The 20225-nt window shown below is 59.3% G+C and carries 23 protein-coding genes and 2 pseudogenes; 6 read left to right on the top strand and 19 right to left on the bottom strand.

What is annotated here, in order from left to right; translation table 11 throughout:
• Positions 1-208: 208 nt before the first annotated feature.
• The 6 genes and pseudogenes from rfbC to ACNJYB_RS05310 all read right to left on the bottom strand — a co-directional run bounded on the left by rfbC (position 209) and on the right by ACNJYB_RS05310 (position 5471).
• Entirely contained in the window at positions 209-781 is a 573-nt protein-coding gene (rfbC, locus tag ACNJYB_RS05335; protein ID WP_439373041.1) for a dTDP-4-dehydrorhamnose 3,5-epimerase, read from the bottom strand.
• A gap of 171 nt (positions 782-952) precedes the next feature.
• The gene (locus ACNJYB_RS05330) at positions 953-1924 is read right to left on the bottom strand and encodes a glycosyltransferase family 2 protein (protein WP_439373040.1); all 972 of its coding nucleotides are present in this window, start codon (positions 1922-1924) and stop codon (positions 953-955) included.
• A gap of 178 nt (positions 1925-2102) precedes the next feature.
• Positions 2103-2735 carry a helix-turn-helix transcriptional regulator gene (locus tag ACNJYB_RS05325; protein WP_439373039.1) on the bottom strand — a complete coding sequence of 211 codons (633 nt, stop codon included), beginning with the start codon at positions 2733-2735 and terminating at the stop codon, positions 2103-2105.
• 1019 nt (positions 2736-3754) lie between these two features.
• Positions 3755-4505 (bottom strand): annotated as a pseudogene (locus ACNJYB_RS05320) (ATP-binding protein); the annotation flags it as partial.
• A gap of 3 nt (positions 4506-4508) precedes the next feature.
• Positions 4509-5098 (bottom strand): annotated as a pseudogene (locus ACNJYB_RS05315) (Mu transposase domain-containing protein); the annotation flags it as partial.
• A 121-nt stretch (positions 5099-5219) separates the two neighbouring features.
• Positions 5220-5471, bottom strand: a complete 252-nt coding sequence (locus tag ACNJYB_RS05310; protein WP_439373038.1) for a hypothetical protein — start codon at positions 5469-5471, stop codon at positions 5220-5222.
• A gap of 1007 nt (positions 5472-6478) precedes the next feature.
• Between ACNJYB_RS05310 and ACNJYB_RS05305 the strand changes: the two genes are divergently transcribed.
• A complete protein-coding gene (locus ACNJYB_RS05305; protein WP_439373037.1) occupies positions 6479-6841 on the top strand; it encodes a hypothetical protein in 363 nt (120 codons plus the stop codon).
• Between the two features lie 351 nt (positions 6842-7192).
• On the opposite strand, the gene ACNJYB_RS05300 is transcribed toward ACNJYB_RS05305, so the two are convergent.
• The 5 genes from ACNJYB_RS05300 to ACNJYB_RS05280 are packed head-to-tail and all read right to left on the bottom strand — an operon-like array spanning position 7193 to position 9635.
• The gene (locus tag ACNJYB_RS05300) at positions 7193-8098 is read right to left on the bottom strand and encodes a HesA/MoeB/ThiF family protein (protein ID WP_439373036.1); all 906 of its coding nucleotides are present in this window, start codon (positions 8096-8098) and stop codon (positions 7193-7195) included.
• Complete coding sequence (locus ACNJYB_RS05295; protein WP_439373035.1) at positions 8085-8216, bottom strand: hypothetical protein; 132 nt, start codon at positions 8214-8216, stop codon at positions 8085-8087. Before ACNJYB_RS05295 ends, ACNJYB_RS05300 begins: the two co-directional genes overlap by 14 nt.
• The gene (locus tag ACNJYB_RS05290) at positions 8210-8605 is read right to left on the bottom strand and encodes a hypothetical protein (protein WP_439373034.1); all 396 of its coding nucleotides are present in this window, start codon (positions 8603-8605) and stop codon (positions 8210-8212) included. Before ACNJYB_RS05290 ends, ACNJYB_RS05295 begins: the two co-directional genes overlap by 7 nt.
• On the bottom strand, positions 8602-8931 hold the full coding sequence (locus ACNJYB_RS05285) for a hypothetical protein (protein ID WP_439373033.1): 330 nt from the start codon (positions 8929-8931) through the stop codon (positions 8602-8604). Before ACNJYB_RS05285 ends, ACNJYB_RS05290 begins: the two co-directional genes overlap by 4 nt.
• A complete protein-coding gene (locus tag ACNJYB_RS05280; RefSeq protein ID WP_439373032.1) occupies positions 8928-9635 on the bottom strand; it encodes a multiubiquitin domain-containing protein in 708 nt (235 codons plus the stop codon). The genes ACNJYB_RS05285 and ACNJYB_RS05280 overlap by 4 nt, the downstream gene beginning before the upstream one ends.
• A gap of 152 nt (positions 9636-9787) precedes the next feature.
• On the opposite strand from ACNJYB_RS05280, the gene ACNJYB_RS05275 reads away from it, so the two are divergent.
• Genes ACNJYB_RS05275 through ACNJYB_RS05265 form a run of 3 tightly spaced genes read left to right on the top strand, consistent with a single transcriptional unit; the run spans position 9788 to position 11231 of the window.
• Positions 9788-10177: an antitoxin Xre/MbcA/ParS toxin-binding domain-containing protein gene (locus tag ACNJYB_RS05275; RefSeq protein ID WP_439373031.1), complete on the top strand. Its 390-nt coding sequence runs from the start codon at positions 9788-9790 to the stop codon at positions 10175-10177.
• Positions 10178-10181: 4 nt separating this feature from the next.
• On the top strand, positions 10182-10898 hold the full coding sequence (locus tag ACNJYB_RS05270; protein WP_439373030.1) for an RES family NAD+ phosphorylase: 717 nt from the start codon (positions 10182-10184) through the stop codon (positions 10896-10898).
• A 9-nt stretch (positions 10899-10907) separates the two neighbouring features.
• A complete protein-coding gene (locus tag ACNJYB_RS05265; protein ID WP_439373029.1) occupies positions 10908-11231 on the top strand; it encodes a DUF2937 family protein in 324 nt (107 codons plus the stop codon).
• Between the two features lie 344 nt (positions 11232-11575).
• Here the strand turns inward: ACNJYB_RS05265 and ACNJYB_RS05260 are convergent, their stop codons facing one another.
• Together ACNJYB_RS05260 and ACNJYB_RS05255 are read right to left on the bottom strand one after the other, a co-directional pair.
• Positions 11576-12940, bottom strand: coding sequence for a type II toxin-antitoxin system HipA family toxin (locus ACNJYB_RS05260; RefSeq protein ID WP_439373028.1), 1365 nt, complete (start codon positions 12938-12940; stop codon positions 11576-11578).
• On the bottom strand, positions 12937-13227 hold the full coding sequence (locus ACNJYB_RS05255) for a helix-turn-helix transcriptional regulator (RefSeq protein ID WP_439373027.1): 291 nt from the start codon (positions 13225-13227) through the stop codon (positions 12937-12939). The genes ACNJYB_RS05260 and ACNJYB_RS05255 overlap by 4 nt, the downstream gene beginning before the upstream one ends.
• On the opposite strand from ACNJYB_RS05255, the gene ACNJYB_RS05250 reads away from it, so the two are divergent.
• Positions 13226-13585: a hypothetical protein gene (locus ACNJYB_RS05250; protein WP_439373026.1), complete on the top strand. Its 360-nt coding sequence runs from the start codon at positions 13226-13228 to the stop codon at positions 13583-13585. The genes ACNJYB_RS05255 and ACNJYB_RS05250 overlap by 2 nt on opposite strands.
• 363 nt (positions 13586-13948) lie before the next feature.
• On the opposite strand, the gene ACNJYB_RS05245 is transcribed toward ACNJYB_RS05250, so the two are convergent.
• The 5 genes from ACNJYB_RS05245 to ACNJYB_RS05225 form a co-directional block, all read right to left on the bottom strand.
• Entirely contained in the window at positions 13949-14683 is a 735-nt protein-coding gene (locus ACNJYB_RS05245; protein ID WP_439373025.1) for a hypothetical protein, read from the bottom strand.
• Between the two features lie 488 nt (positions 14684-15171).
• Positions 15172-15471 carry a hypothetical protein gene (locus tag ACNJYB_RS05240; protein ID WP_439373024.1) on the bottom strand — a complete coding sequence of 100 codons (300 nt, stop codon included), beginning with the start codon at positions 15469-15471 and terminating at the stop codon, positions 15172-15174.
• Complete coding sequence (locus ACNJYB_RS05235) at positions 15438-15944, bottom strand: DUF6894 family protein (protein WP_439373023.1); 507 nt, start codon at positions 15942-15944, stop codon at positions 15438-15440. The genes ACNJYB_RS05240 and ACNJYB_RS05235 overlap by 34 nt, the downstream gene beginning before the upstream one ends.
• A 595-nt stretch (positions 15945-16539) precedes the next feature.
• On the bottom strand, positions 16540-17826 hold the full coding sequence (locus tag ACNJYB_RS05230; RefSeq protein WP_439373022.1) for a tyrosine-type recombinase/integrase: 1287 nt from the start codon (positions 17824-17826) through the stop codon (positions 16540-16542).
• Positions 17827-18028: 202 nt separating this feature from the next.
• A complete protein-coding gene (locus ACNJYB_RS05225) occupies positions 18029-18643 on the bottom strand; it encodes a nuclear transport factor 2 family protein (RefSeq protein WP_439373021.1) in 615 nt (204 codons plus the stop codon).
• On the opposite strand from ACNJYB_RS05225, the gene ACNJYB_RS05220 reads away from it, so the two are divergent.
• A complete protein-coding gene (locus tag ACNJYB_RS05220; protein WP_439373020.1) occupies positions 18642-19154 on the top strand; it encodes an energy transducer TonB in 513 nt (170 codons plus the stop codon). The genes ACNJYB_RS05225 and ACNJYB_RS05220 overlap by 2 nt on opposite strands.
• 87 nt (positions 19155-19241) lie before the next feature.
• On the opposite strand, the gene ACNJYB_RS05215 is transcribed toward ACNJYB_RS05220, so the two are convergent.
• Positions 19242-20048 carry a response regulator gene (locus ACNJYB_RS05215; protein ID WP_439373019.1) on the bottom strand — a complete coding sequence of 269 codons (807 nt, stop codon included), beginning with the start codon at positions 20046-20048 and terminating at the stop codon, positions 19242-19244.
• Between the last annotated feature and the right edge of the window lie 177 nt (positions 20049-20225).

Below are 20225 nucleotides of genomic sequence, written 5' to 3'. Positions count from 1 at the left end.
GGGACTACGTGCTCACCGGGACCGGTCATAACAGGCTCTAAGTCTAACCGATCAGGCTAGGAGGCGCTCTCTTCGCCAGGATTTGAGACGCTCACGCCACGCATACATAAACCATGCTAGGGGTAACCGACTGCCAATCAACATCCGACCAGATGCTGTCGCTGGAAACTCCCTGGTTGGTTGTTCCAAAGAAGGCTGGAGCCTCATGTCACACACGAGCCTCGGAGCATACATTTGGCACCTCCCTAAGGCGCGGATATCGGTTGTCCTTGTCCGAAAGAACCGCACTCGCAATTGGAAGCGGCCACTCGATCCCGAGGTCGGGATCACTCCAGAGAATGCCCCTGTCGCAGTCTGGTGCGTAATAATCGGTGACCTTATAAAGGACCTCGGTATTCTCTTCGAGGGTCATGAAGCCATGCGCGAAGCCTGCAGGCACCAGAAGCTGGCTCCATGTATCAGCCGAAATCACAACACTCACATGCTGGCCATAAGTCGGTGAGTTGCCACGTATATCGACGGCAACATCAAAGATGACGCCGCGCACCACACGCACAAGCTTTGCTTGCGCGCGCGGTGGGATTTGAAAATGTAGCCCGCGCACGGTACCTGTCGCAGCCGAGAACGAGTGGTTGTCCTGCACGAAGTCAAGATCAAGACCACCTTCTCGCAACGCGTGCTTATTCCAGGTCTCAGAAAAGAAGCCTCGATGATCGCCGAATTTCGGCGAGCGGATGAGTTTTACGTCGGCGATAGCAAGAGACTCGATTTCGACTGTCATGTGATTTCCTTCCAATGGTATTGGATACGACCGCGGTCTTCACGTGTTAGCGCTGCGAATAGCAACTGATGGCGAGTGTGCAGACCGATCAGATACGAGCGAAACGGCTTCGAGGTGATAGCCGAACAAAATTAGGCTACAAGCGCGTAACCTCACGCCGGAAGCAGATCATCAAATCTTGTTCGCAATCACTGCCAACAGCATTGCGAGATTTGCGAGCGGGGTCTGCCGGTAAACTCCGGATCGCCAAAAGTTCCACAATCGTCGGGGGAGGCTTTCCGCTAGGCGCATCTCAACGAATCTGTCGAGAACACGCATGTTCTCCTCTGTCATGTGGTGCGATAGGTAGTGGTCAAGTGCCCTGACGTTGAGGGAATTCCAGCCTCGCCACTGACCCGCAAAGATCTTCTTCGCGCGACGAACGGCGGCTTGAAAACCCAAATTGGACCCAACCAAGTTGTCGCGATGCTGACGATACCTCACCGAAGGCATCTGATCATAAAAGACGATCCCGCCTGCGGCAGAGACCGTAAGATAAGTCATCCAGTCATGCGCGACAACGATGTCATCCGGCACGTGCCGGAGCAGATCGCCGACAAGCCGATTGAAAACCATGGTGTTTCCCCCGCCGACACTTTGAACAAGGGCGTTTCTAAAGCTCGGAGGACGTTTGAATGCGGTTGAATATCCAAGATGGCGCCCTGCTTCATCAATCAGTTCAGTTCGCGAACAGTACAGAGCGGGCTGGTCACTCGGCGCACTGCGCAACATGCTGATCGCCCGGCCGAGCTTTTCGGCACACCAAATGTCATCCTGATCGCTGAAGGCGAAATAGTCCGCTTCAATTGTGTCATCGCGCAACAAACCTAAGAAGTTGGCCGCAGCTCCCGTGCGAGGGCCACAGCGCAGGGTCACCTCCTGCGACACGCCGCCCGCGAAGTCTTGAATTATATCGCGGGTTCTATCGCTGGATCCGTCATCCGAGACATGGACGGACCAGTTGGGGTGGGTCTGCTCGGCATATGATTGGAGTTGTTCGGAGAGGAAACGTGCGCCATTCCTAACGCCAAGTAGGATAGCTACGTGTGGGCTGTACGTGTTTCGATCACTTGGAACAGCGAAAGCCGGTCGGCCATCTCTCATTAAGGCGGCCCACTTGCGATCATCTGACGTCCGAATTGGTCTCTCAACGGAACTGTCATCAGAGCGGGGCATAAACGTCCTCGAATGCAACCGTTTTTTTCGGAGAGCGTTAGTTTCCATGAGATCGCCGACACATGCGGACTCGCAAGGTGCAAGCTCACGCCCATTATTTGCGGTACTATCGAAGGCGGGACAACAGCGAGATCAACTCTCCCTGCCGCTTGGTCGCGGTCCGCACAAAAATGGCTTTGAGGTGATTGCGAGCTGTTCCCGCGGAAATGTTCATTTCACGGGCGATTTCCTTTAGCGATTTTCCCATGACGAGGAGTCGTGCGAGATGTGCTTGAACGCGAGTCAAGCCGAAGATCTCCATGAGAGAAATTTGAGAAATGACGGGCATCTCACTCAGGTCCGTCAAGAGAAGAAGAGCGCCCGTGTCGCAAAGCGAGCTTTTGCAGGCCCAATCTTGCCAGATGGCTTCGATAACGATCGGTCGACGATCCGAACGATGGATTACGACTTGCGAAGCGAAACCCTCTTGCGAGTCGGAGGCCAACCGGACACGATTCAGCAACTCCTCCAATTTGATACGCGATTGGTAATGGGTGACATAAAGATGCTGCCCCCGCACGAAGAGCTCGCCGTCAAAGAGCTTTGATGCCTTGGCGCTTACAGCCAGCACAGAGCCATTTCGATCTATCCGAATGGCCGGACACTTGATGACGTCGAGTACGCTGACGATGCTCGAATAATCCTCTCGGTCAACGGAGGACTGACGGAACGCGGCTCTTCCTGCGCACAAATCAAGCATTTCAACTCTACGCCTCGTTGGTCATGAGCGAGTCTCTAAACGTGCCTACAACCTGACGTAAGGTGCGGTTCAAGTGATTTCCGACAATTAGCGGAGCAGACCGAATTTGCGGCGGGCGAGAATAAAGTTTCCGATTAGCAAGGCCGAATCCGGAACCACGACGCGAGTGTCACGTTTCCCTGCTCGTACCGTTTTCTGGCTCGCCAAGTTCGAGAGAATTTGCAGCAGCTGAGTCAAAAAAGGGCGATAATGGCAGCGCGGATGAAATCGTAGCGCGCCCGCATCAATCTCGACGAGCGTCCGGTGATCGCGCTGCGACCGGCGAGCAGCGTCGGAATTGGGTTCCGGTCCGCTGCGACGGACGTATATCGACCGGCCGGGCGTGGAGAAGCTGAAGGCGTCAGCGCGATCACTTGCTCAAAATGAACTCAAGGACCTTGATCGTAACCGAGGCGAATGAAAGCGCGCGACGTCCTGCGGCGTAAATTGGAGCTACAAGGCTCAGGGCGACCGGGCGAGGAGCGCCCGAACGTTCGCCAAGCTGGCGAAGCTGGGATCGCACACACGGCCGCCAAGACCGGAAAGCCAAAACGTTCGATCTGACGCGACGCACCCGCCACCGCCCTAGGCCCCGACCGCGTCGCCGGACGTCACTGGACAAGTGTGCCGAACAGAACGAACGGGTGAAGCGGGCAATCGCAACAAGGCATCAAATGATCACCGCCAATTGTACGCAGCGATCAGTACCAACCAGTCGGTCTCAGGCTTCATGCGCATCACTTCAGCTGGAGCATCCACTTCTCAGCGAGCGCGCGCTGCGCGTTCACCAGGGCGCCAGCCGGGCAACAGGAAGAGGGTGAATCGCGGCTGGTCCGGCCATGTTCAGCGATAGTGCCGCAACGTAGACGAGGATCGCGACCACGAAGCGATAGTCCGGCGCGATGGACGCCAAGCTCGCGTCGAATAGTTGATTCTTCCACAGTTTTGATCGTCATATGTTTGTTCGACTGCATCTGCGCGGTCTCCGATTTGGGATCTGGCGTGGCGGGCTTCTGCAGCAGCCCGCTGCGACGCTTCTCCTTCAACCGGCAACTGTCGCCGCGGATTGTGATGACGTGGCTGTGGTGCAGCAGACGATCAAGGATCGCGGTGGCGACCACGGGGTCGCTGAAGACCGAGCTGCGCTCGCCGACGCTGCGGTTACTGTAAGCAGGATCGCGCCTCGCTCGTAACTCCGGTCGGGCTACGCCCTCCCTACGTTCCCGTCCAGCGGCGGCATTCTCATCTTGATTGACGCTGCACTCTCGCTTTGATCGCCGCGCCGCACCTCGCTGTGACTGTGACTGGCAAGCTGCGCAACGACTGTGGTGGCTGCGACGAACTGCACCGAATGCCCAGCCTGGATCGCTTCACGCCCCAGCGCGACCGCAAGGTGCGTCTTGCGAACGCCGGGCGGCCCAAGAAGCAGCACGTTCTCGCCATTGGCAATCCAACGCGCGCCGGCAAGCTCGCGTACCTGCTTGGGATCTAACGACGGCTGGGCCGAGAAGTCGAAGCCGGAGAGATCGCGAACGAACGGGAAGCAGCAAGTTTGAGAGTCATTTCGATGCGCCGCTCGTCCTTGCGGGCGATCTCGCGCGCGCACAGCAGCACCAGGGTCTCGCGTAGGCTCAGCTCTTGTCGGCCGGCCTCGTCCAATAGCCCATCCAGCTGATCGCGGACGGCGGTCAGCTTCGGGCGCGTCAGCACATCGCTCAGGCGATCGGGCATTCATCAGAAGTCCCCTCCCACATTCGCCTCGTACTCGCCGAGCGGACGCAGCAGAGCCGGCGACGAGGGCGCCGCAGGCGATGCGAGCTCGTCGGCACGGCTGGGTCTAAAGCCAGCCAGGCCCTCAAAGTGTTGAGGGTCAACGACGCGACGGCGCCGACCGATACAGATCGGATGAACGGCCACCTCATGGATCCCGTGGTTGATGCGCACCATGCCATCGGCGATCGTCGCTCGCACCGTCTCGCCGATCAGCCGCCAGGGCACCGAGCAGGCGTTGCCTTCGATCTTAACGGCACAGTCGGCCTGCACACGCAGGATCAGTTCGCGTGCGGCCTGGAAGCGCTCGGCCTCAGGGCTTGCGCTTCGCTGTGCCTGAACCGCTCAATCGGTGGCTCGCCAGTGGTGTCATGCTGGCGCAGATCGGCGACCTCCCGTGTCCAAGCCTCAAGATGCGCTTCGAGGGCTTCCCACCCTGGGAAGGCGCGGCCAGCGATCGCATTCCGCTTTACGTAGCCAACGCCGTTCTCGGTCTTGCCCTTGGTCCGGGCTCGATATGGCGCGCGGGGGCGCGGCCGGAAGCCCCAGTTCCGCCAGCGCCGACTGGGGCTTCTTCGCGCATCCGGACGCGCCGGACTGCAATTCGTCCCGAAACAGAATTCTAGCGGTCCTGGCCTTTTTCTCGCGGCCCTGGCCTTTAAATTACTCGAGAGCCTAGCGCGCTATCCGAATATTATCGCTTGCCTCTTGCAGCGGCCGCTCGCCAACAAAGTCATTGTGCGAGAGCAGCGCTCCCATGCCGAACAGAACCATGCCGCCAATCCAGATCAGGCTGGTGGCGGTGAGATAAGCCGAGATGCCGACACCAACTGACCCGGTGAGGCCGAAGAGAGTGCCCGCATTGAAAAGGAGACCGATCACGCCCCAGAGCCAAAAGAGCGCGGATAGGAAGGCCCCTTCCGGCACCCTGACGGCTTCCCAGCCGGAAGGCGATCTCCCGTTGCTCCGCACGGGAAAAAATGCCCCATCGAACGGCCGCGCCTCGGCTCCTACTTCTTGGCTCGCTATTGGTGGGTGCCGTAGCGGTTGCCAGTTCTCGAATTGACGTAAGTCCCGCCACGGTGCGACGAGCCGGCCCCGCCCGAATAGCTGCCGCCATGACTGGTCGTGTGATGTCCGCCGCCGTAGCTGACGCGCCCTCCATGTCCTCCGCGTGCGTTTGCTTCTGCGATTAAGCCGAGCAGCAGTAGACCGGCCATTATTGAAATCGACTTCATGTTCGCCCCGCCGTTATCGAAATGTAATAGCGCATCCAACCGCAACCGATGCGCGAGAACAATCTCTTATAAGCAGGAGCCGCGCAGCTTTGCGTCAGGGATAGCCGGATCGGCGCCTTTTTTCGGCGGGGCTGAGACACGGCTTCCAGCACAATTCTGCGTCCGCTAGAGCATCGCAATTGCCGGGGGCTGTAGATGTTGGGGCGAGTTCGGTCGACCCGCACTCGGACAGCGAAATAACGAACCAGACGCCCGCCCTGTTCGCCCGCAGCACGATCGTGATCGCCGGCAGCCCCGGAGCGCTCAATGAGGTGGCTACCTGGCCGGCCGATCGGCGCCACCAATTGAGTTGAGTTGAAGGAACTCTCCATTGACCTAAACCTAGAATTGAACTCTTATTCTGTCAGGGAGCGTAGCAAGTTTGGGGGTTCAGGATGTCGAACGCACGTTGGGGCAGCCGTACGACAGCGATCATTGCTCTTTTGCTGAGTTCAGGGTGCGCAAGTACGCAACTCAACTACAATGCAGTAGAAATTTCGTCCACGATTGACAGCATCTATACTCGCGAGACCCTTAACAACCTCAGCAAGTTTATTGATAACCCGAATGCGATTCCCTCGCAGGTTATGATGGTTGGGGGTACAATTCAGACCGTAAACACAGTCAATCCGTCGATATCATTTCCCATTACGTCGCATGCGGCTCTTTGATATCGTCGGTGTGACGGAGAAAGAAGCTGGCGATACGTTTTTCGAGAGGCTGGCGTTCGTTGCTCGCCTGCGCGCGTTGCTTGACGCGAACAACGTTCACAAGCCCATCCACGTCTTCGGTGGGCTCGACCCCTTCATGACGCCGCTCTATTTTCTGGCCGGAGCCGACGTGGTGGACGGCCTGACTTGGTTGCGCATGGCATTCTCCGACACGGGCGCGCGCTACCTGCCGTCCCACGCCGCAATGACCGAACCCATGGCGAGGTTTGAAGAGGCTGTGGCGGATCCGGCATACGAACTTCAGACGTGTGGTAGACATGCAGACCGCAATCCGGCGATTCCTGCGTAACGGCGACTACAACGAGTTGTCCGCGAAGGAGGCGTCAATGGTGATACGCGATCTCCACCTCCGGCTGCTGCAATCGCTGAAGGATTGATCGGCGGCAATGGAACGCTATCGCCCAGCGTTCCTCGATCCTGATCGGCGATATATCTCAGTCAGCCGAACATCCAATGGGGCGGCTGGTAGCGGCCCCTTCACTTCCACACCGATTTTCACCAAATGATTCTGAACAGGGCATAGGCGCAATGCGACGCATGCCCGCATTCCGAGGGGCGTCCAGGATCGTCATCGTGCTTCGCGAGTATACTTGGGGGACCCCCGAACTGCGTACGTTGGGCGCCTGCAGCTATCTCTCTGCTAGATCAAGCTGCCAACCGACCATCTGCGGACAGGTCCAATGAGCCATTCGATCCGCCGAAAACGCGGCCGCTCCCCGGACTTGCCGCGGGCAATAAAGTTGCGGATATCGAAACTCATATCCCCGACCGCAACCTGCGGATGATGCGTACAGGTAGTGCCCGAACAGCGTCGAAATCGTTCGGCTTCCGTGACCAGGCCGGAGTTGCCGTCATAGGCAAGATACGCGCCTGGCCTTGCCCGTCGACACCACGTCGTCACCATTTGCACCACCAAGCCGACTGCTAGCGAAGCGAGCACCCCATTTGACCACACGACCTGTGGACGACCACCGGCTGCCCCATAGTTGCGGGACTCTTCGACCAGCGCCTCGTCCGTGACGATGCCCAAGCAGCGCAAACAAGGACTTCCCGGCTCCGAAAGTACCACCTGGCCAGCGACCAAGTGGCCTTGCCCGCCGGCAAGCTTGTGCACGTCCATGCCTTGGTCGACGTAGGGAATGAGAAAGCGGCGGCAGAAGGCGTCGAGCTCGTCTTTGCCGCGCACGTTGTCGACGCCGCCGACGATGATATCGCAGCGCCTGAAGGCGTCGCCCACGACCTGCCATTGTTTACGGTGGACCTCGATGCGCGCCTTCGGATTGATCGCCAGGATCATGCGCTTCATGATGACGATCTTCGCCGTTCGCATCAGCACATGCCACCACTTGCCGCCGATGAGCCGGTTCAGGTTTGTCGGGGAGATTCTGTCTACGTCCGCCAACACGAAATTTCCGATACCGGCGTGAGCGAGCTGCTGAGCGACGTGCGAGTTGCCACCACCCAACCCGACCAGCCCGACGGTGAACTCGGCCAACCGGCGTTTGCTGTCGGCGCCCAAAAAGCTCTGTCGATCAAGCCAGCTCATATTGTGCACTCCATTGTTCGACGATGGGCTGGCCGATGCGGATGAAGCGATCGATCGGCACCGAGGGTTTACTGGGCTCGAGCCAGAGCAGGCCAGTGGCACCGTTGTCGCTCAGCACGAGCAGTCCGTGCGGCATCTCATCACACACGATTGAAAGAAGCCGGCCACGAACTTGTCTCCGCTCTCGAGATCGATGCCGCTGAACTTCGGGAGGCCGCGGCCGCCATGGGTGTGAACATGCAGGAGAGCGGATGGCGGCCGATACGCAGCCTGCGCCGCCTTGCGCATGGCGTTCGAGCCGATCCGAGCGCCGACACCCGGCGCAACCTCGTAATCCTCGTCGGCGACGGGCATGTAGCCGCGCACGAGCAGCATCAGGTCCCCGGCGACGGCAGCAGCGCCGGCCGTCAGGAAGCCGACGCGCTCATGGGCGAAGAAGTGGGGTCGCGCGAGATCGCGTCGGACTTGATCCAGCAGCGAGCCGGCGATCTTCAGACTAACCTTCATTTCAGCTGCCCCAGGTGAATGGCGAGAATTTCGGTCCACGGCAGTAATTCCGACACGTAGTTGAACGACATCGTGTGCCAGGCGAGCCCCATGATCTGATGCACAGTCCAGTTCTGGCCACGGTTCGGAAACGGCTGTGACAAGAAGAGCCTGGTCGTGTAGCTGCCATGATTGCGGGGGCAGAGCAGCCCGTCCGCTGTGATCGTGCCGCCGTTGTGCTGGATCTGCATGCTCGGCAGGTAGACGAGGGGCCGTCCTCCCTCGTCCCAAAGTTCGGCGCGGCGGTTGATCCGCCGCAATGCCGCAAGGTGCTGCTCGGCCGTCACGACGACTGACCGACCGGCGGATGAGAGGCGAACTCCATACCGTCCTTCACCCTGAGACGTTCGGCGGGCGCCATCTCGCGGAAGACGCCGTCGGCGCCGATGATGTCCAGGTTGTAACCGGCCGGCACGCCGAACACCGTCATCAGCTCTTCCGTGGTGTAGACCCGCCGCTCCAGCTCGAACTCGGTGTCGCCGCCGTAGATCACGGTCACAGTCTTCTTGCGGTGACGGAGCTTGAAACGTTCGACGCCCGCGGCGCCAACGTCGACCTCGTCGTCATCGTCGTACACCGGATCGACACCGGGGAGATCCTGCGACAAAGCCTGGTCGTCGCCGGCGCCGGCAAGCAGCTTGATCTGCCAGGCCAACAGCTTGTTGCGAGGCCACTCCATCGCCAATCCTTCCATGAAGAAGCGGTGGGTGTCGTCCCCCTTGATCACGAAGAAACGGCTGCGCTTGTGGTTGTCGAGGTCCGAGGTTTCGGTGGGACGCAGAGTCTCGAGCTCTCCACTCGGGAGATGCCGCAACACGACGTGCTCTTCGACCGGGTGTCGGCCAGCGGCCATGCAGACCTGGGCCCCGGTGACCTTGGCGTCGTCAAATGACACCGTCGCAAAGTTGAAGTTTTCGTCGCCGATCTCAGCCTCGAACAAGCGGTTGGCATGAACCTGCTCGCCCGCGGTATTCGTCAGAGCCGTATCCATAAGTTTCTCCATTTCCGGGCACACGGACGGGTGCCCAGGGCTTGACGAAATCCCGGAAGGGACCGATGATTTCGAATCAGTCCGTTATCGGACTGTATCTAATGGGACTAATCATGCAAATCAAGTCCGATTTGACACTAAATGGAGGGCTAATGCAACCAAGTAGCCGGACAGAGACGACCGAGCGGCCCCATGGGGGGCACCCCACCCCGCTCGAATTCTTCTTCAAACTTGCGGAAATCTGGGACTTGAGCACCGAACAACAGATCAAGCTGCTTGGGTCCCCAGCCCGCTCGACCTACTTCCGTTGGCGCAAGGATGGTGGCGACGTCTCGGTAGATACGCTGGAGCGTATCTCGCATTTGGGCTCGATCTATAAGGCTCTAAGCATCCTGCTCGATTCGCACGAAGCTGCCGTACGCTGGATCCGCCGACCGAACCGGTACTTCGACGGAGCGACCGCGCTCGACGTCATGCTGAGCGGTAATCTGAGCAATATCATAAGGGTACGGCAATACGTCGATGCCCAGCGCGGAGGTTGAAGCCTTGTACCCGCAGATCTCGATCGACGGGCAATACCGCCGGTTGTTTCCCTCGAAATACCCCACGATCGACATCTACGAGAAGTTCGGTTCTCGCGAGATGCAGCACCTTGCCGCCGATCTGGAAACGATCACCAATCCACGCCTTGCCGCCAAGTCCCGCATCACTGGCGGCGACATCTCGGCCGACGCGAACTCGCCGAAACTGCAGAACTGGAACCACGCGCCCTTTGCGTACCCGATGCCGGAGGGCTCATACTGCTTGCCTCCTCCTTATTCCGTGCTGGAACTAGCGACGGATGAGCGTGGTGCTCTCGCTCGGGCGATCCTGCGCCGAGAGGAGTTTCTTTCCCGCACGGACGAGCCCGCCTGCGGCGTCGACATGCGGATGATCACCAACAAGGTGGTCGGAACCTTCGTCGACCTTCGCGGACTCCCGCCCGACACGCCCCAAGCCGCGCGATGGCTGCTCGGACGGCGACTGTATGAGGAAGGCGTAGATGGCGTCGCGTTCAGGATTGCCGAGTTGCCAGGATACGAGTTCATCGGCGTCTTCAACGGAGATGTTCTGATCGAGCGTGGCATACAAGGGGCTCATTATCGCTTCCGCTGGGACGGCCAGAGGATCAATCGCATCTTCGACTTCGGTGCCAATGACGACATCGATCGCAGCGAAATCATCACTGAGCCGTTGGAAGCTTCATTGCGGCATACCGGTTAAGGACCAAGCTTGCGCACCTCGATCTCGATTGCGATCGGCCTCATCGTCGCTGTCTTCTTCGGGCAGGCGCCGGCATTCGTGCAGCAATACGCGCAGCGGCTTGGCGGAGCGATCGACGAACTCGATCGAGTCGTACGGCATTTCGACGAAGACGTGCGACGCTCAGGCTACGATCGCCCGGGCGCGCTCGGTCTCATGGCTCGAAACCAGGAGCAGTTCGTCCGCGACCAGGCGGCGAGGATGTCCGAGACGATCGGCCGATTGACAAATTTACGCGCCCAGCAGGCTGATATGCGACAGTCAGGCTCCTTCTCGCGCACCGTCGCATCGTGACCGGCCATGATTCCGAGCTCGCTGCCCGGACGTGGAATGAATGAATTTCAATTCGCTGTGCCGATTACGCCGGACGGCCTCTTGTTCGCAAGCACCGGATTCATCCTAGGATTGGGCTCTCTTTCATCGGTGCCCTAGGCATCGGTCGATTGGCAAGAGCATAACATCTTCTACCGCCCGGCACATCGAGGCTGTCTCACTTAAGGCGGCCGGGGCGGTCAATACGGCCAGTGACGCCGAATAAGCGATGTCTCCTCTATCGCCGCCGCGACCGCAATTCCTCTCTTTGCCGGCGGAAAAAGGCGAGGCTCGCCAAGAGGTCAAGACCGCTCGGGGTATATCAATCAAGAAAGTCCGGGAGCCTGAGCGGAAGCAGTCTTCTCGTCGTCCGCCGGTGCGTCGTCCACTTCGTTCTTGAGGTTCGACAGCATGCTGCGGCAGGTGCTGGCGATATATCCTTCAATTTGCTGGTACGTCGGGGACTTTTTGGTCGCATTCATTTCAATGACTACGCCTGGCAACGCATAGAGAACCGCTTGAGACAGCGCGGCGACTCGGCGTTTCACTTGGGTAGCCGACAGCGCATTTGCTTCGGCGAAGCGATCCCAGTGTCTCGCACCGATGTAGCGGCCAGGATTCTTCCCTGCGATCTTCATCGCGAGATTTCTCGTCACGCCGTCGTAGATCTCGCCGTTCATCACGTCATAGAGCGGAGCCATCGTCACGGCACCGCCCGCCTCGAGCAGCAAGGAGTAATTCTTTGCGTGCGCATCGACGTTTCCGCAAAGGACATTGAAGACCATGTAATCGAGGAAGCGGAGCTTGTTCACGGCCGCGTTGCCAGTCGGGGTCAATACGTCGAGGCAGGCCTTCAATCCCGGTCCGGCCTGCTTCGTCTGAGGATTCCATTCGTATTTCAAATGCGGAATGTATCCCGTCGCCTGGCAGAAATCCTCCTGATGGATCCTGCGAACTCGCCCGTTCCGGACTGGTCTGTCGTAACGTTTGACCAACAGGTATTCGACGTCCTCGGCCTTCCCTATTGAACATTCCGCGACAGGCAGCTTCACGGCGGCAGCTAGGCGAAGACAGAAGGCCTCGTTCTCCACAGCGGAGTGGAATCTCTTGTTAGCCGGCTTGAGGATGTGGGTTGTCGGCATACCGTCCATCGCCAAGCCCATTGCACCGTCCGGATATTGGACCACGGGCAACTTGTCCTGAGCGCCGGCCAAGGACATGTGGATGCCCTCTTCTCCGACGAGGAACGGCCTCTCCGGGAGCCTTCGAATGGTTTCTGCAAGCTCGGCCTCGGTCAGCTTCCGATATCTCGGATTCCGCTTCGGCGCCTCGTCCACATTACGGGTTATCTCGAGTGCCCCCGGAAGGTCTTCGCCCATCTCTTCCAAAAGAGCGAAAACGTCCGTTTCGGGGATGCGAAGGATCGCACCGATCGTCTGAAGCGTGCGGCCCTCCGGAAGCAGATTGAGGAACCAAGTATAGACAACGTCCGGCTCGTGCAGGCGACGAGCCATTGGCATGCGTGTGGAAACCGGAAAGCCATTCGGGTCCGACATCCACGCTTCGTCGTAGACGAATTCGATATCTTGGACGGCCTCAGTTCGCCGGCGGATACGGCCGACCAGCTTTTCCTCGTACCGAACGTCGAGACTGTCGCCGGCTACGGCCGGAACATTTTCCTGGATTCTCATCGGGATGGCGCCGGATTATCGGGATCGAAGATGCCGCTGTCGACGTCCGCCGATTGGGTAGGCGACGGAGGTGCTGGCGCCATGTTGGCTTGGAGCGATATCCCAAGCGCCTTGAGCAGTCTAAGTACCAAGCCGATTTGGCTGGTTTCCTTTCCGCTCTCGATATCGACTATGAAACGCACGCCCACGTTGGCGGTCAATGCGAGGTCCTGCTGCCGTAGACCCAATGAGTTCCGCCGCTGGCGAACTAAGGCGCCAAGGGTCGTCGTATCCGGAATACTAGTCATGATGATTTTCCCGAGCGGGAATGTAGACGGGATCCACTGCAATTTCAATAGATATTTTCCCGAGCGGGAAAATAGGAGTTCAATTAGCGGCGAACTTGACTATATTTTACCGAACGGGAAAATTCCTAAACAAAATGCTTGGCTGGATCACGAACTTTACCGATCGGGAAATCTGCTGGCTAAACGAGGGCGAGCATCAGCGGTTCGAGATCAGCATCCAGCGGATCGCAATACGGTGCTGCTGATGATGATGGTGGCCGGCACCATTGACACCCTTAGACGACCATCGTCGCAGATCGATTGCCACTTCGATCAGCCTCAGCCGATCGTCCTCTCGCTCGGATGGACGTTATTGTGAACTCGGGAGAGTGGCGGAGACTTTCAATGCCATGGCTCGACCGCTACTCGGCCTGCCGCTTCCACGACCAGCCGGGCTTGCGCTGCCAACTCGGTCGACGCAGCCAGCCAGCGTGGCGTTCCCCGGCCATCCGACGCTTCATCAATGTTCGGTTCGTGCGGTCGACAGGGACGATCTGAATTTCAGAATTGCACACGCGAAGCAGTGCTACGGACCGGGGCGCGATCGCGCCCCATCCGACGAAGATCGCGAGGGCCCCGCTGACAGACTTGTCGTCATATTCCTGCACGATAATTTGCGCTTCGCCTCGCTGACATAGTTTCATCGGCAGTGCGCGATGGCGAAATGCCTTGCTATCAGCGGTCAGGCTTCTGTGGGCAGATCCGCGGCTGCAAGGATTTGGTCATAGAGCTGCCGTTTCGTCCGCAGTTCTTGAAGATCGACCATGAACGCATTGCGGAAATTTTCGACGGCCGCGGACAATTCTTCGATTCGGCCAGGTAATTCTTTCTCGGCCTTCGATTTGGCCTCCTCTGCCGCCAGCATCACCTCGCCGGGAGGTCCGAGTTCAGGATCGTCGGCTCCCACGGTCGCATTGTAGTTTCGCATACATGTGCTGAGGCGTCCGAGCGTTCCGATGAGGCCTTTGCGAGCAATGGCCATCGAATCCCCGTCACGGTTCTTCAACTGGCGTCGTACGGCACGTCTTTCGGCCCGATCTACGTCCTGGCTGATGTCCCAAATCCACTCGGAAAGGACACGCCTGTTGCCGTCACGCTGGAAGTATCCGCCGGTCAGTTCGTTCGACAACTGCTCCAGATCATCCAATTCAGGCTTGAATCCACTCTCGAGTAACCTTTCACGAGTGGTGTAGACCTGTTGCAATGTCGCAGCGGTCTGAAGCGATGAAAGCTTAAGTTGCCTCAGAACCGGCTGTGCGCCCAACCAGGCGGCAAGTATCGCGCCTGCGATGGCAATCGCAGTCTGATAGCGGGAAAGCCACCATTCGAGGCAGCCGAATGGAGCATCCCTTATCGCCTCGCAACTTCCATTGAATGTGGCGCCGTAACTGAGACCCAGTATGGCAGAAAGTATCACGGCCGCCGCGAGGAGGCTGCTCGCCGAAACGATTATTCAGATAACCCGCCCATCTTTCGAGTAGCGCGATGGTTTCAGGACTGCGCACGGTGACAAGCCTGCCGCGCTTGATCTTCTCGGTCTTCTTCTCCGTAAGCCAATCATCGATCCACACGCCGAAGGGGCGCTCAGCGCGCGCCGATCCCGTTCAAATTGTTTTTCACTCGAGCGATCGACCGGCGTCCCTTGTGCGAACGGGGCCTTTGAGGCGTCATGGCGCTGGCGCGCCGCGGCAAGCGAGACGGTTCGGTCGTTGCCGTTGCCGCAAGACCCGATCGAGTAAGGCTTCTGCCGACCTTGAAAGCGATAGGCCATCCGCCCGAGTTTGCTTACCATCTCCTTTGAATTCCCTTCTTATTCGGACTATTGCAAGTCGCTGAGAACGCTTGTTCTTCTGACACGGACTACCGAGCACAAGTTCCAACAGATCGCTTGGCTGAGCGCGAATGTTAACAAACATTCACGAGCAGCGATGTACGCGGACGTGTAGCCGTCAGCTGGCCAGCCGAATAGATAAAGTGAAATAACTCGAGCTCTCGCTCGTTACGGGCGAACTGCATGATGTCAGCATCGAGCGCGCCAACTTTGATGTCCGCCTGGCTCTCGAAGTGACCAATCGAAAGGAAATGTTCGGGATGCGGGCTAACTTCAGCCGCCCAATCGGCCTGACCTCTGGGATGGGCGTTGGTTATACGAGCGCGCGCGAATTCGACGGTCAGTCTGCGTCCGAAATAGCGTTTCGATTCCAACCGAGGGCTATCACGTCATGCTCTTCGATCACGAAGCTGAATCTTGCCTCCAAGATTGGGCCACGATCATCGCGAACTTCAACTGCCATTTGATGCCGCGGCCTGCCTCTGCCCCATTCGCGGGTTATTTCCGAAAGCGCAGCGGTCGCCTCCTGCCGCGCAGACTCGATGTCCGCTAGCTCTACACCTTCATCGTCACGGATGAATTGGCTGCCGTCGCGGATATCAAAATAGTATCTCTTCATTGCAACCGACTCACCAAGGACCATCGAACAACTCATGCAGTTCCAGATGATCTGTCTGCGCCCTTGAGGCTCTGCTGCGTGGCACCAATCATTTCCCGCAGCGTGAAAGGCAGTCAGTATGTTGGCAGTTAGATCAAGGCATAAGCGAGCAGGCCATAGCAAAGCAGCGGAATTCCAGCCGCCGTCAGCCGCCAGGAGACTTCCCGAGACAAGGGCGTGATTGGGCATGCAAGCCTCTCGATTGAGAGCAGCACTCGCTGCCCTCGCCGCTTGCCCCGCCAACGCATAGATTACTATTTGAACCGAGCGCACTATTCCTGCTGTTACTATGAGTAGATGCATTTTTCCGGCGCGATCAGGGGGGCCGCTCGCCGCGAAGAAGACGCAAAGGATTTTAGGACTGAGATGCTTGAGCTGCTGCTTTTTGCAGGCCGCCCGCCAATTCCCTTAGCTTAAGCCAATGACGCTTTCCCGCGTCACACCCGATTCAGAGCACAAATACTGCACTGCGAACGCAAAAATGCATAGTGCGAACGCAGTAGCGGTTCTAATTTTCGTCGGACGACTTCGTCTTCGTGGCAACTTCCTGAAACGAACAAGGCAATTCAAGTCGGCGCGGCGCAGGCGTTCGCGGTGTCTACGAACTTTGCCGGGCCCAGGACGAACTAAGCTGATTTACCTACAAGAACGGCAAGATGCGGCTGCGTCGCCCTTCGGAGTTGAGCAATGATTGCACTTCCCTCGAACGAGACCTCGCCGTCTGCTTGCACTCAAAGGCTGAAGCCTCAGACGGGAGAGCTCGGCCCGGTCGTAGTGGTCAGGCTCATTCACCGACGGCAGCGATATCGGCCGCGCCAGTACGAGGAAATCGGATCACGTTGGAACCGCTTGCGACGTATCGGCCCCAAGCGTTCATCAAGTGCCGTCGCTTCTTCAACGCATTGCCACGCCGATAGGCCTGCTCTGTCTCATCGCCCACCTTGTGGGCCAATGCCATTTCTGCAATTTCGCGCTCGAAACGCGTTTCGTCACCCGTCCAATCGCGGAAGCTGGACCGGCAGCCATGCGTGGTCATCGCCGGATAAACTGCCTTGAGCGCGTGAAGCACGGCATTCATGCCAAGCGGCTTCGTATGGTCCTTTGACCATTGACCGGCAAACACGTAGGCATCACGAACCGCGTTCTTTGGGATGACGGTATTCAGGATTTCGATTGTACGGTCGCAGAGCGGCACTTCGAAATCTTGGCCTTCGGGGTGGTCTTCTGTCTTCATCCGCTCCGCTGGGATGGTCCAAAGCCGCTCCGCGAAGTTCACCTCGCCCACCCGCATCAGGCGCGCCTCGCCGGTCCGCACCGCGGTCAAGATGATGTATTCAGCCGCGAGGTTGACCGACGTGTCCGCCGCTTCGTGGTTGGCTTGCAGCGCCTGAACGATGCCAGGAACATCCTTGTAGGGTGCGGCCTTGTGGTGGCGCTTCGACCGCTTCGATTTCGGCAAGAGCGGCTTCAAGGTCTTCCACATGGCAGGGTTCTTCCCAGACCGAAGCCCCCTCGCCTCTGCGGCATCAAGCACGCGCTCAATCCGGCTGCGCGTTTCGCGGGCTGTGCGGTTGATCGTTATCCAGATGGGCGACAGAATTCCCAATACATCGTTCACGGTGATGTTGGCGAGTTCCGTGACGCGGATGGGCTTGCACCGCACCTTTAGGTCTCGCGTCCAGTCGGCGAGCGTATTCTTTCCTTTGAAGCCGGCCTTGATCGATGCCAAAAAGTCGTCCGCGAATTCTCCGAACTTCGTAGCCGCCAGCGTTTCGGCGCGCCGCTCCGCTGCCAGGTCCTTGCCTTCGGCCAGTCTCTTGCGTGCATCCGCAGCCTTGAGCCGGGCGTCGGCGAGCGAGATGCCGTCCTTGCCTTTGCCCTTGGCGGGACCCAGCCCTATCTCTCTGCGCTTGCTGGTGCCGCGCACGCGGTATAGGAAAATCCATTGGCGCCGCGCGTGCGCACCCGTCTCAATCGCGAGGTAAAGCCCACCCCCGTCACTGTGGCGCCCGGGCTCATTGATGGTTTCCGCTTCCCGGGCCGAGAGCTTGTGCAACTGTCGTTTGGCCATGTCCGCCCCACCATCCGCCCCACCATTGAACACGGATTGCAGCGGATTGCGGCGAACGTCCGTGAACGGCAGCGGATTTTCGATGAAGTGATTATAGCAGTAATTACAGCATGTTAGAAGCCTTCAGCGGACGATCGAGGACAGGCGCGAAATTCCACCACGGACGCGGTGATGCCAGTCGCGCCTTACTTTTGTCTGCGGCTCACTTCGCTTTCCCCGCCAGCCAGTCCCGCCCCTCGCCATAGAGCTCCTCGACCTCGGCACCGGTGAGGCCCGGCATGTCGCGCTTGACCTTGTAGCCGATCAGCTCCTGCATGTAGGCGAGGTGGCGGTAGCCTTCGGGCAGCGCGGCGAGCGCTTTTTGGTCGAGCTGAAGCGTCGCGGCCGGATCGACCGGGTCGATCCGGTCCTTCTCGTAGATCGGCTGGCGGCGGACGATGCCCCATTTGCCAACGCCTGATTGGTCTGGCCGCTTCTCCAGGAAATCGTAGAAGCGCCCGGTACAGACGACGTCGCAGAGCACGTCGTGCACGGGTGCGCGCTGCGAGATCGTCATCTTGGTCTGGGCGATGGCGCGGTCACCGGACAGATCGATGCTTGTGCCGCCGAGGAAGTGCAGGATGCGGACGCCCCTGGCGAACCCCTCCTGGCTGACGCGGATGAAGTCTCGCGCCGGCCCCTGAAACCAGGTAGCGGACATCCAGCCCTCCTCGTGCCAGACCGTGGCAAAGCGGTCCCAGTCCCCGGCATCGCGCCACACCGCCCAGTTCTCGACGAGATCGCGGATGGCGAGACGATCGAGCAGCTGCTGGTCCATGGTACGGCCCTCCCCGGCGGCGATGAATGTCATCGGCCCGAAATATCAACGGGGCAATGAGGTTGGCGTCAAGCGCCCGGTGCTTCGCGGCCGCTCGAATTGCCCACAACGAGAGAACGCGATACGGGCAACGAGCCTTGCCATCAACCGGACCGCGATTAGTATCCGCACCGATGCAGATGAAATTCCCTTTGCTCGCCGCACTTCTCGGATTGCTCGCGGCCTTCCCTTCCCATGCGCAGACGGATACTCGAAGCGAAATGCCGAGGCCTGGAAGGCGAAGCTGTCGGCACACAGCGCCAAGAGCGGGGTATTTCCAGCCGGGGCACTGGGGCAAACCGGTGAGGCCAAGGTAGGCTTCGTCATCGACCGGTCCGGCAAATTGGTCTCGCGGGCATTGGCTGCGAGGACCGGCTCGCGACTGCTCGATGATGCTGCGCTGGAGATCGTCGCCCGCGCCCAACCGTTTCCGGCGCCTTCCGTGCGTCGCAGCATCTGCCGCGGCTGCTGAGGCAGAGCAAACCAACTCTCCGCCACATATACATATAAAGACGGCGCGTCTTGCGACGCGCCATCTTCTTGTCCGATCGAAGCTTCCTTACGCCGCCGGCATCTTCGGCGCGCGGTTGCGCGAGTTGCGCTGGAAGAACAGCGCCTGGCTCGCCACCGCCGACACCATCGCCGGCTGGAACGGCTTTGAGATCAGGAACGCCGGCTCCGGGCGTTCGCCGGTGAGGAAGCGCTCCGGATAGGCGGTGATGAACACCACGGGCACCTCGAAGGTGCGCAGCAATTCGTTGACGGCATCGAGCCCCGACGAGCCGTCGGCGAGCTGGATGTCGGCAAGGATCAGGCCGGGCCGCTTGTTCTTGGCGAGCGCCACCGCGTCGGCATGGGTGCGCGCGACGCCGACGACATTGTGGCCGAGATTCTTCACCAGGCTCTCGAGGTCCATGGCGATGAAGGTCTCGTCCTCGATGATCAGCACGTCGGTGGCGATCTCGGCCGCCATCTCGCGCCCTGCGGCATCGGCCAGACGCCGCGTCTCGGCAACGTCGGTGCCGAGGATGAAGGCGACCTCCTCTTCCGAAAATCCCTCCAGCGACAGCAGCAGGAATGCCTGCCGCGGCAGCGGCGTGATGTTCGACAGCCGCCGTTCCGGCGGCATCGGCAGCGTCGTCACCTCGGCATCGTCGTTGACGGACACCGAATTCCAGATCTGGGTGAACAGCCGGAACAGGCCCGCGCGGGGCCCATGGCTCTCGTCGAGGACCGACGGATCTCCCAGCATGGCTTCCAACATGGCTGCGACATAGGCGTCACCGGAGGCCTGGCTGCCCGTGAGGGCGCGTGCGTACCGGCGCAGCAACGGCAAGTGTTCAGCGACAAGCTGTGAACGGGACATCCCCACTCCATTCATCTTCGGGCCGACCTCAGAGAACAGGAACAACGAGGGGAGGCCCGGGTTCCCCTGCTGGGCTGACTACGCCTCAGGACAAGAAAAGTTCCGCGAGAGGGGGAACTTTTTGACGAACCTGGAATTGTGCCTATCCAGGGAACGGCTCCCGGTTGAGAAAACTTA

Origin of the sequence: Bradyrhizobium sp. SMVTL-02 (genome assembly GCF_051853005.1) — a bacterium.
Taxonomy (GTDB): Bacteria; Pseudomonadota; Alphaproteobacteria; order Rhizobiales; family Xanthobacteraceae; genus Bradyrhizobium.
The sequence above is the reverse complement of the archived record's forward strand: the minus strand, read 5'-3'. Positions and strand labels throughout refer to the sequence as shown.

Excerpts from the sequence above, each read along its gene's own strand:
- rfbC (WP_439373041.1), bottom strand. The coding sequence starts at position 781 with ATGACAGTCGAAATCGAGTCTCTTGCTATCGCCGACGTAAAACTCATC.
- ACNJYB_RS05330 (WP_439373040.1), bottom strand. The coding sequence starts at position 1,924 with ATGAGAGATGGCCGACCGGCTTTCGCTGTTCCAAGTGATCGAAACACG.
- ACNJYB_RS05325 (WP_439373039.1), bottom strand. The coding sequence starts at position 2,735 with ATGCTTGATTTGTGCGCAGGAAGAGCCGCGTTCCGTCAGTCCTCCGTT.
- ACNJYB_RS05305 (WP_439373037.1), top strand. The coding sequence starts at position 6,479 with ATGCGGCTCTTTGATATCGTCGGTGTGACGGAGAAAGAAGCTGGCGAT.
- ACNJYB_RS05300 (WP_439373036.1), bottom strand. The coding sequence starts at position 8,098 with ATGAGCTGGCTTGATCGACAGAGCTTTTTGGGCGCCGACAGCAAACGC.
- ACNJYB_RS05290 (WP_439373034.1), bottom strand. The coding sequence starts at position 8,605 with ATGAAGGTTAGTCTGAAGATCGCCGGCTCGCTGCTGGATCAAGTCCGA.
- ACNJYB_RS05280 (WP_439373032.1), bottom strand. The coding sequence starts at position 9,635 with ATGGATACGGCTCTGACGAATACCGCGGGCGAGCAGGTTCATGCCAAC.
- ACNJYB_RS05275 (WP_439373031.1), top strand. The coding sequence starts at position 9,788 with ATGCAACCAAGTAGCCGGACAGAGACGACCGAGCGGCCCCATGGGGGG.
- ACNJYB_RS05260 (WP_439373028.1), bottom strand. The coding sequence starts at position 12,940 with ATGAGAATCCAGGAAAATGTTCCGGCCGTAGCCGGCGACAGTCTCGAC.
- ACNJYB_RS05250 (WP_439373026.1), top strand. The coding sequence starts at position 13,226 with ATGATGATTTTCCCGAGCGGGAATGTAGACGGGATCCACTGCAATTTC.
- ACNJYB_RS05255 (WP_439373027.1), bottom strand. The coding sequence starts at position 13,227 with ATGACTAGTATTCCGGATACGACGACCCTTGGCGCCTTAGTTCGCCAG.
- ACNJYB_RS05235 (WP_439373023.1), bottom strand. The coding sequence starts at position 15,944 with ATGCCCAATCACGCCCTTGTCTCGGGAAGTCTCCTGGCGGCTGACGGC.
- ACNJYB_RS05230 (WP_439373022.1), bottom strand. The coding sequence starts at position 17,826 with ATGGCCAAACGACAGTTGCACAAGCTCTCGGCCCGGGAAGCGGAAACC.
- ACNJYB_RS05220 (WP_439373020.1), top strand. The coding sequence starts at position 18,642 with ATGGTACGGCCCTCCCCGGCGGCGATGAATGTCATCGGCCCGAAATAT.
- ACNJYB_RS05225 (WP_439373021.1), bottom strand. The coding sequence starts at position 18,643 with ATGGACCAGCAGCTGCTCGATCGTCTCGCCATCCGCGATCTCGTCGAG.
- ACNJYB_RS05215 (WP_439373019.1), bottom strand. The coding sequence starts at position 20,048 with ATGTCCCGTTCACAGCTTGTCGCTGAACACTTGCCGTTGCTGCGCCGG.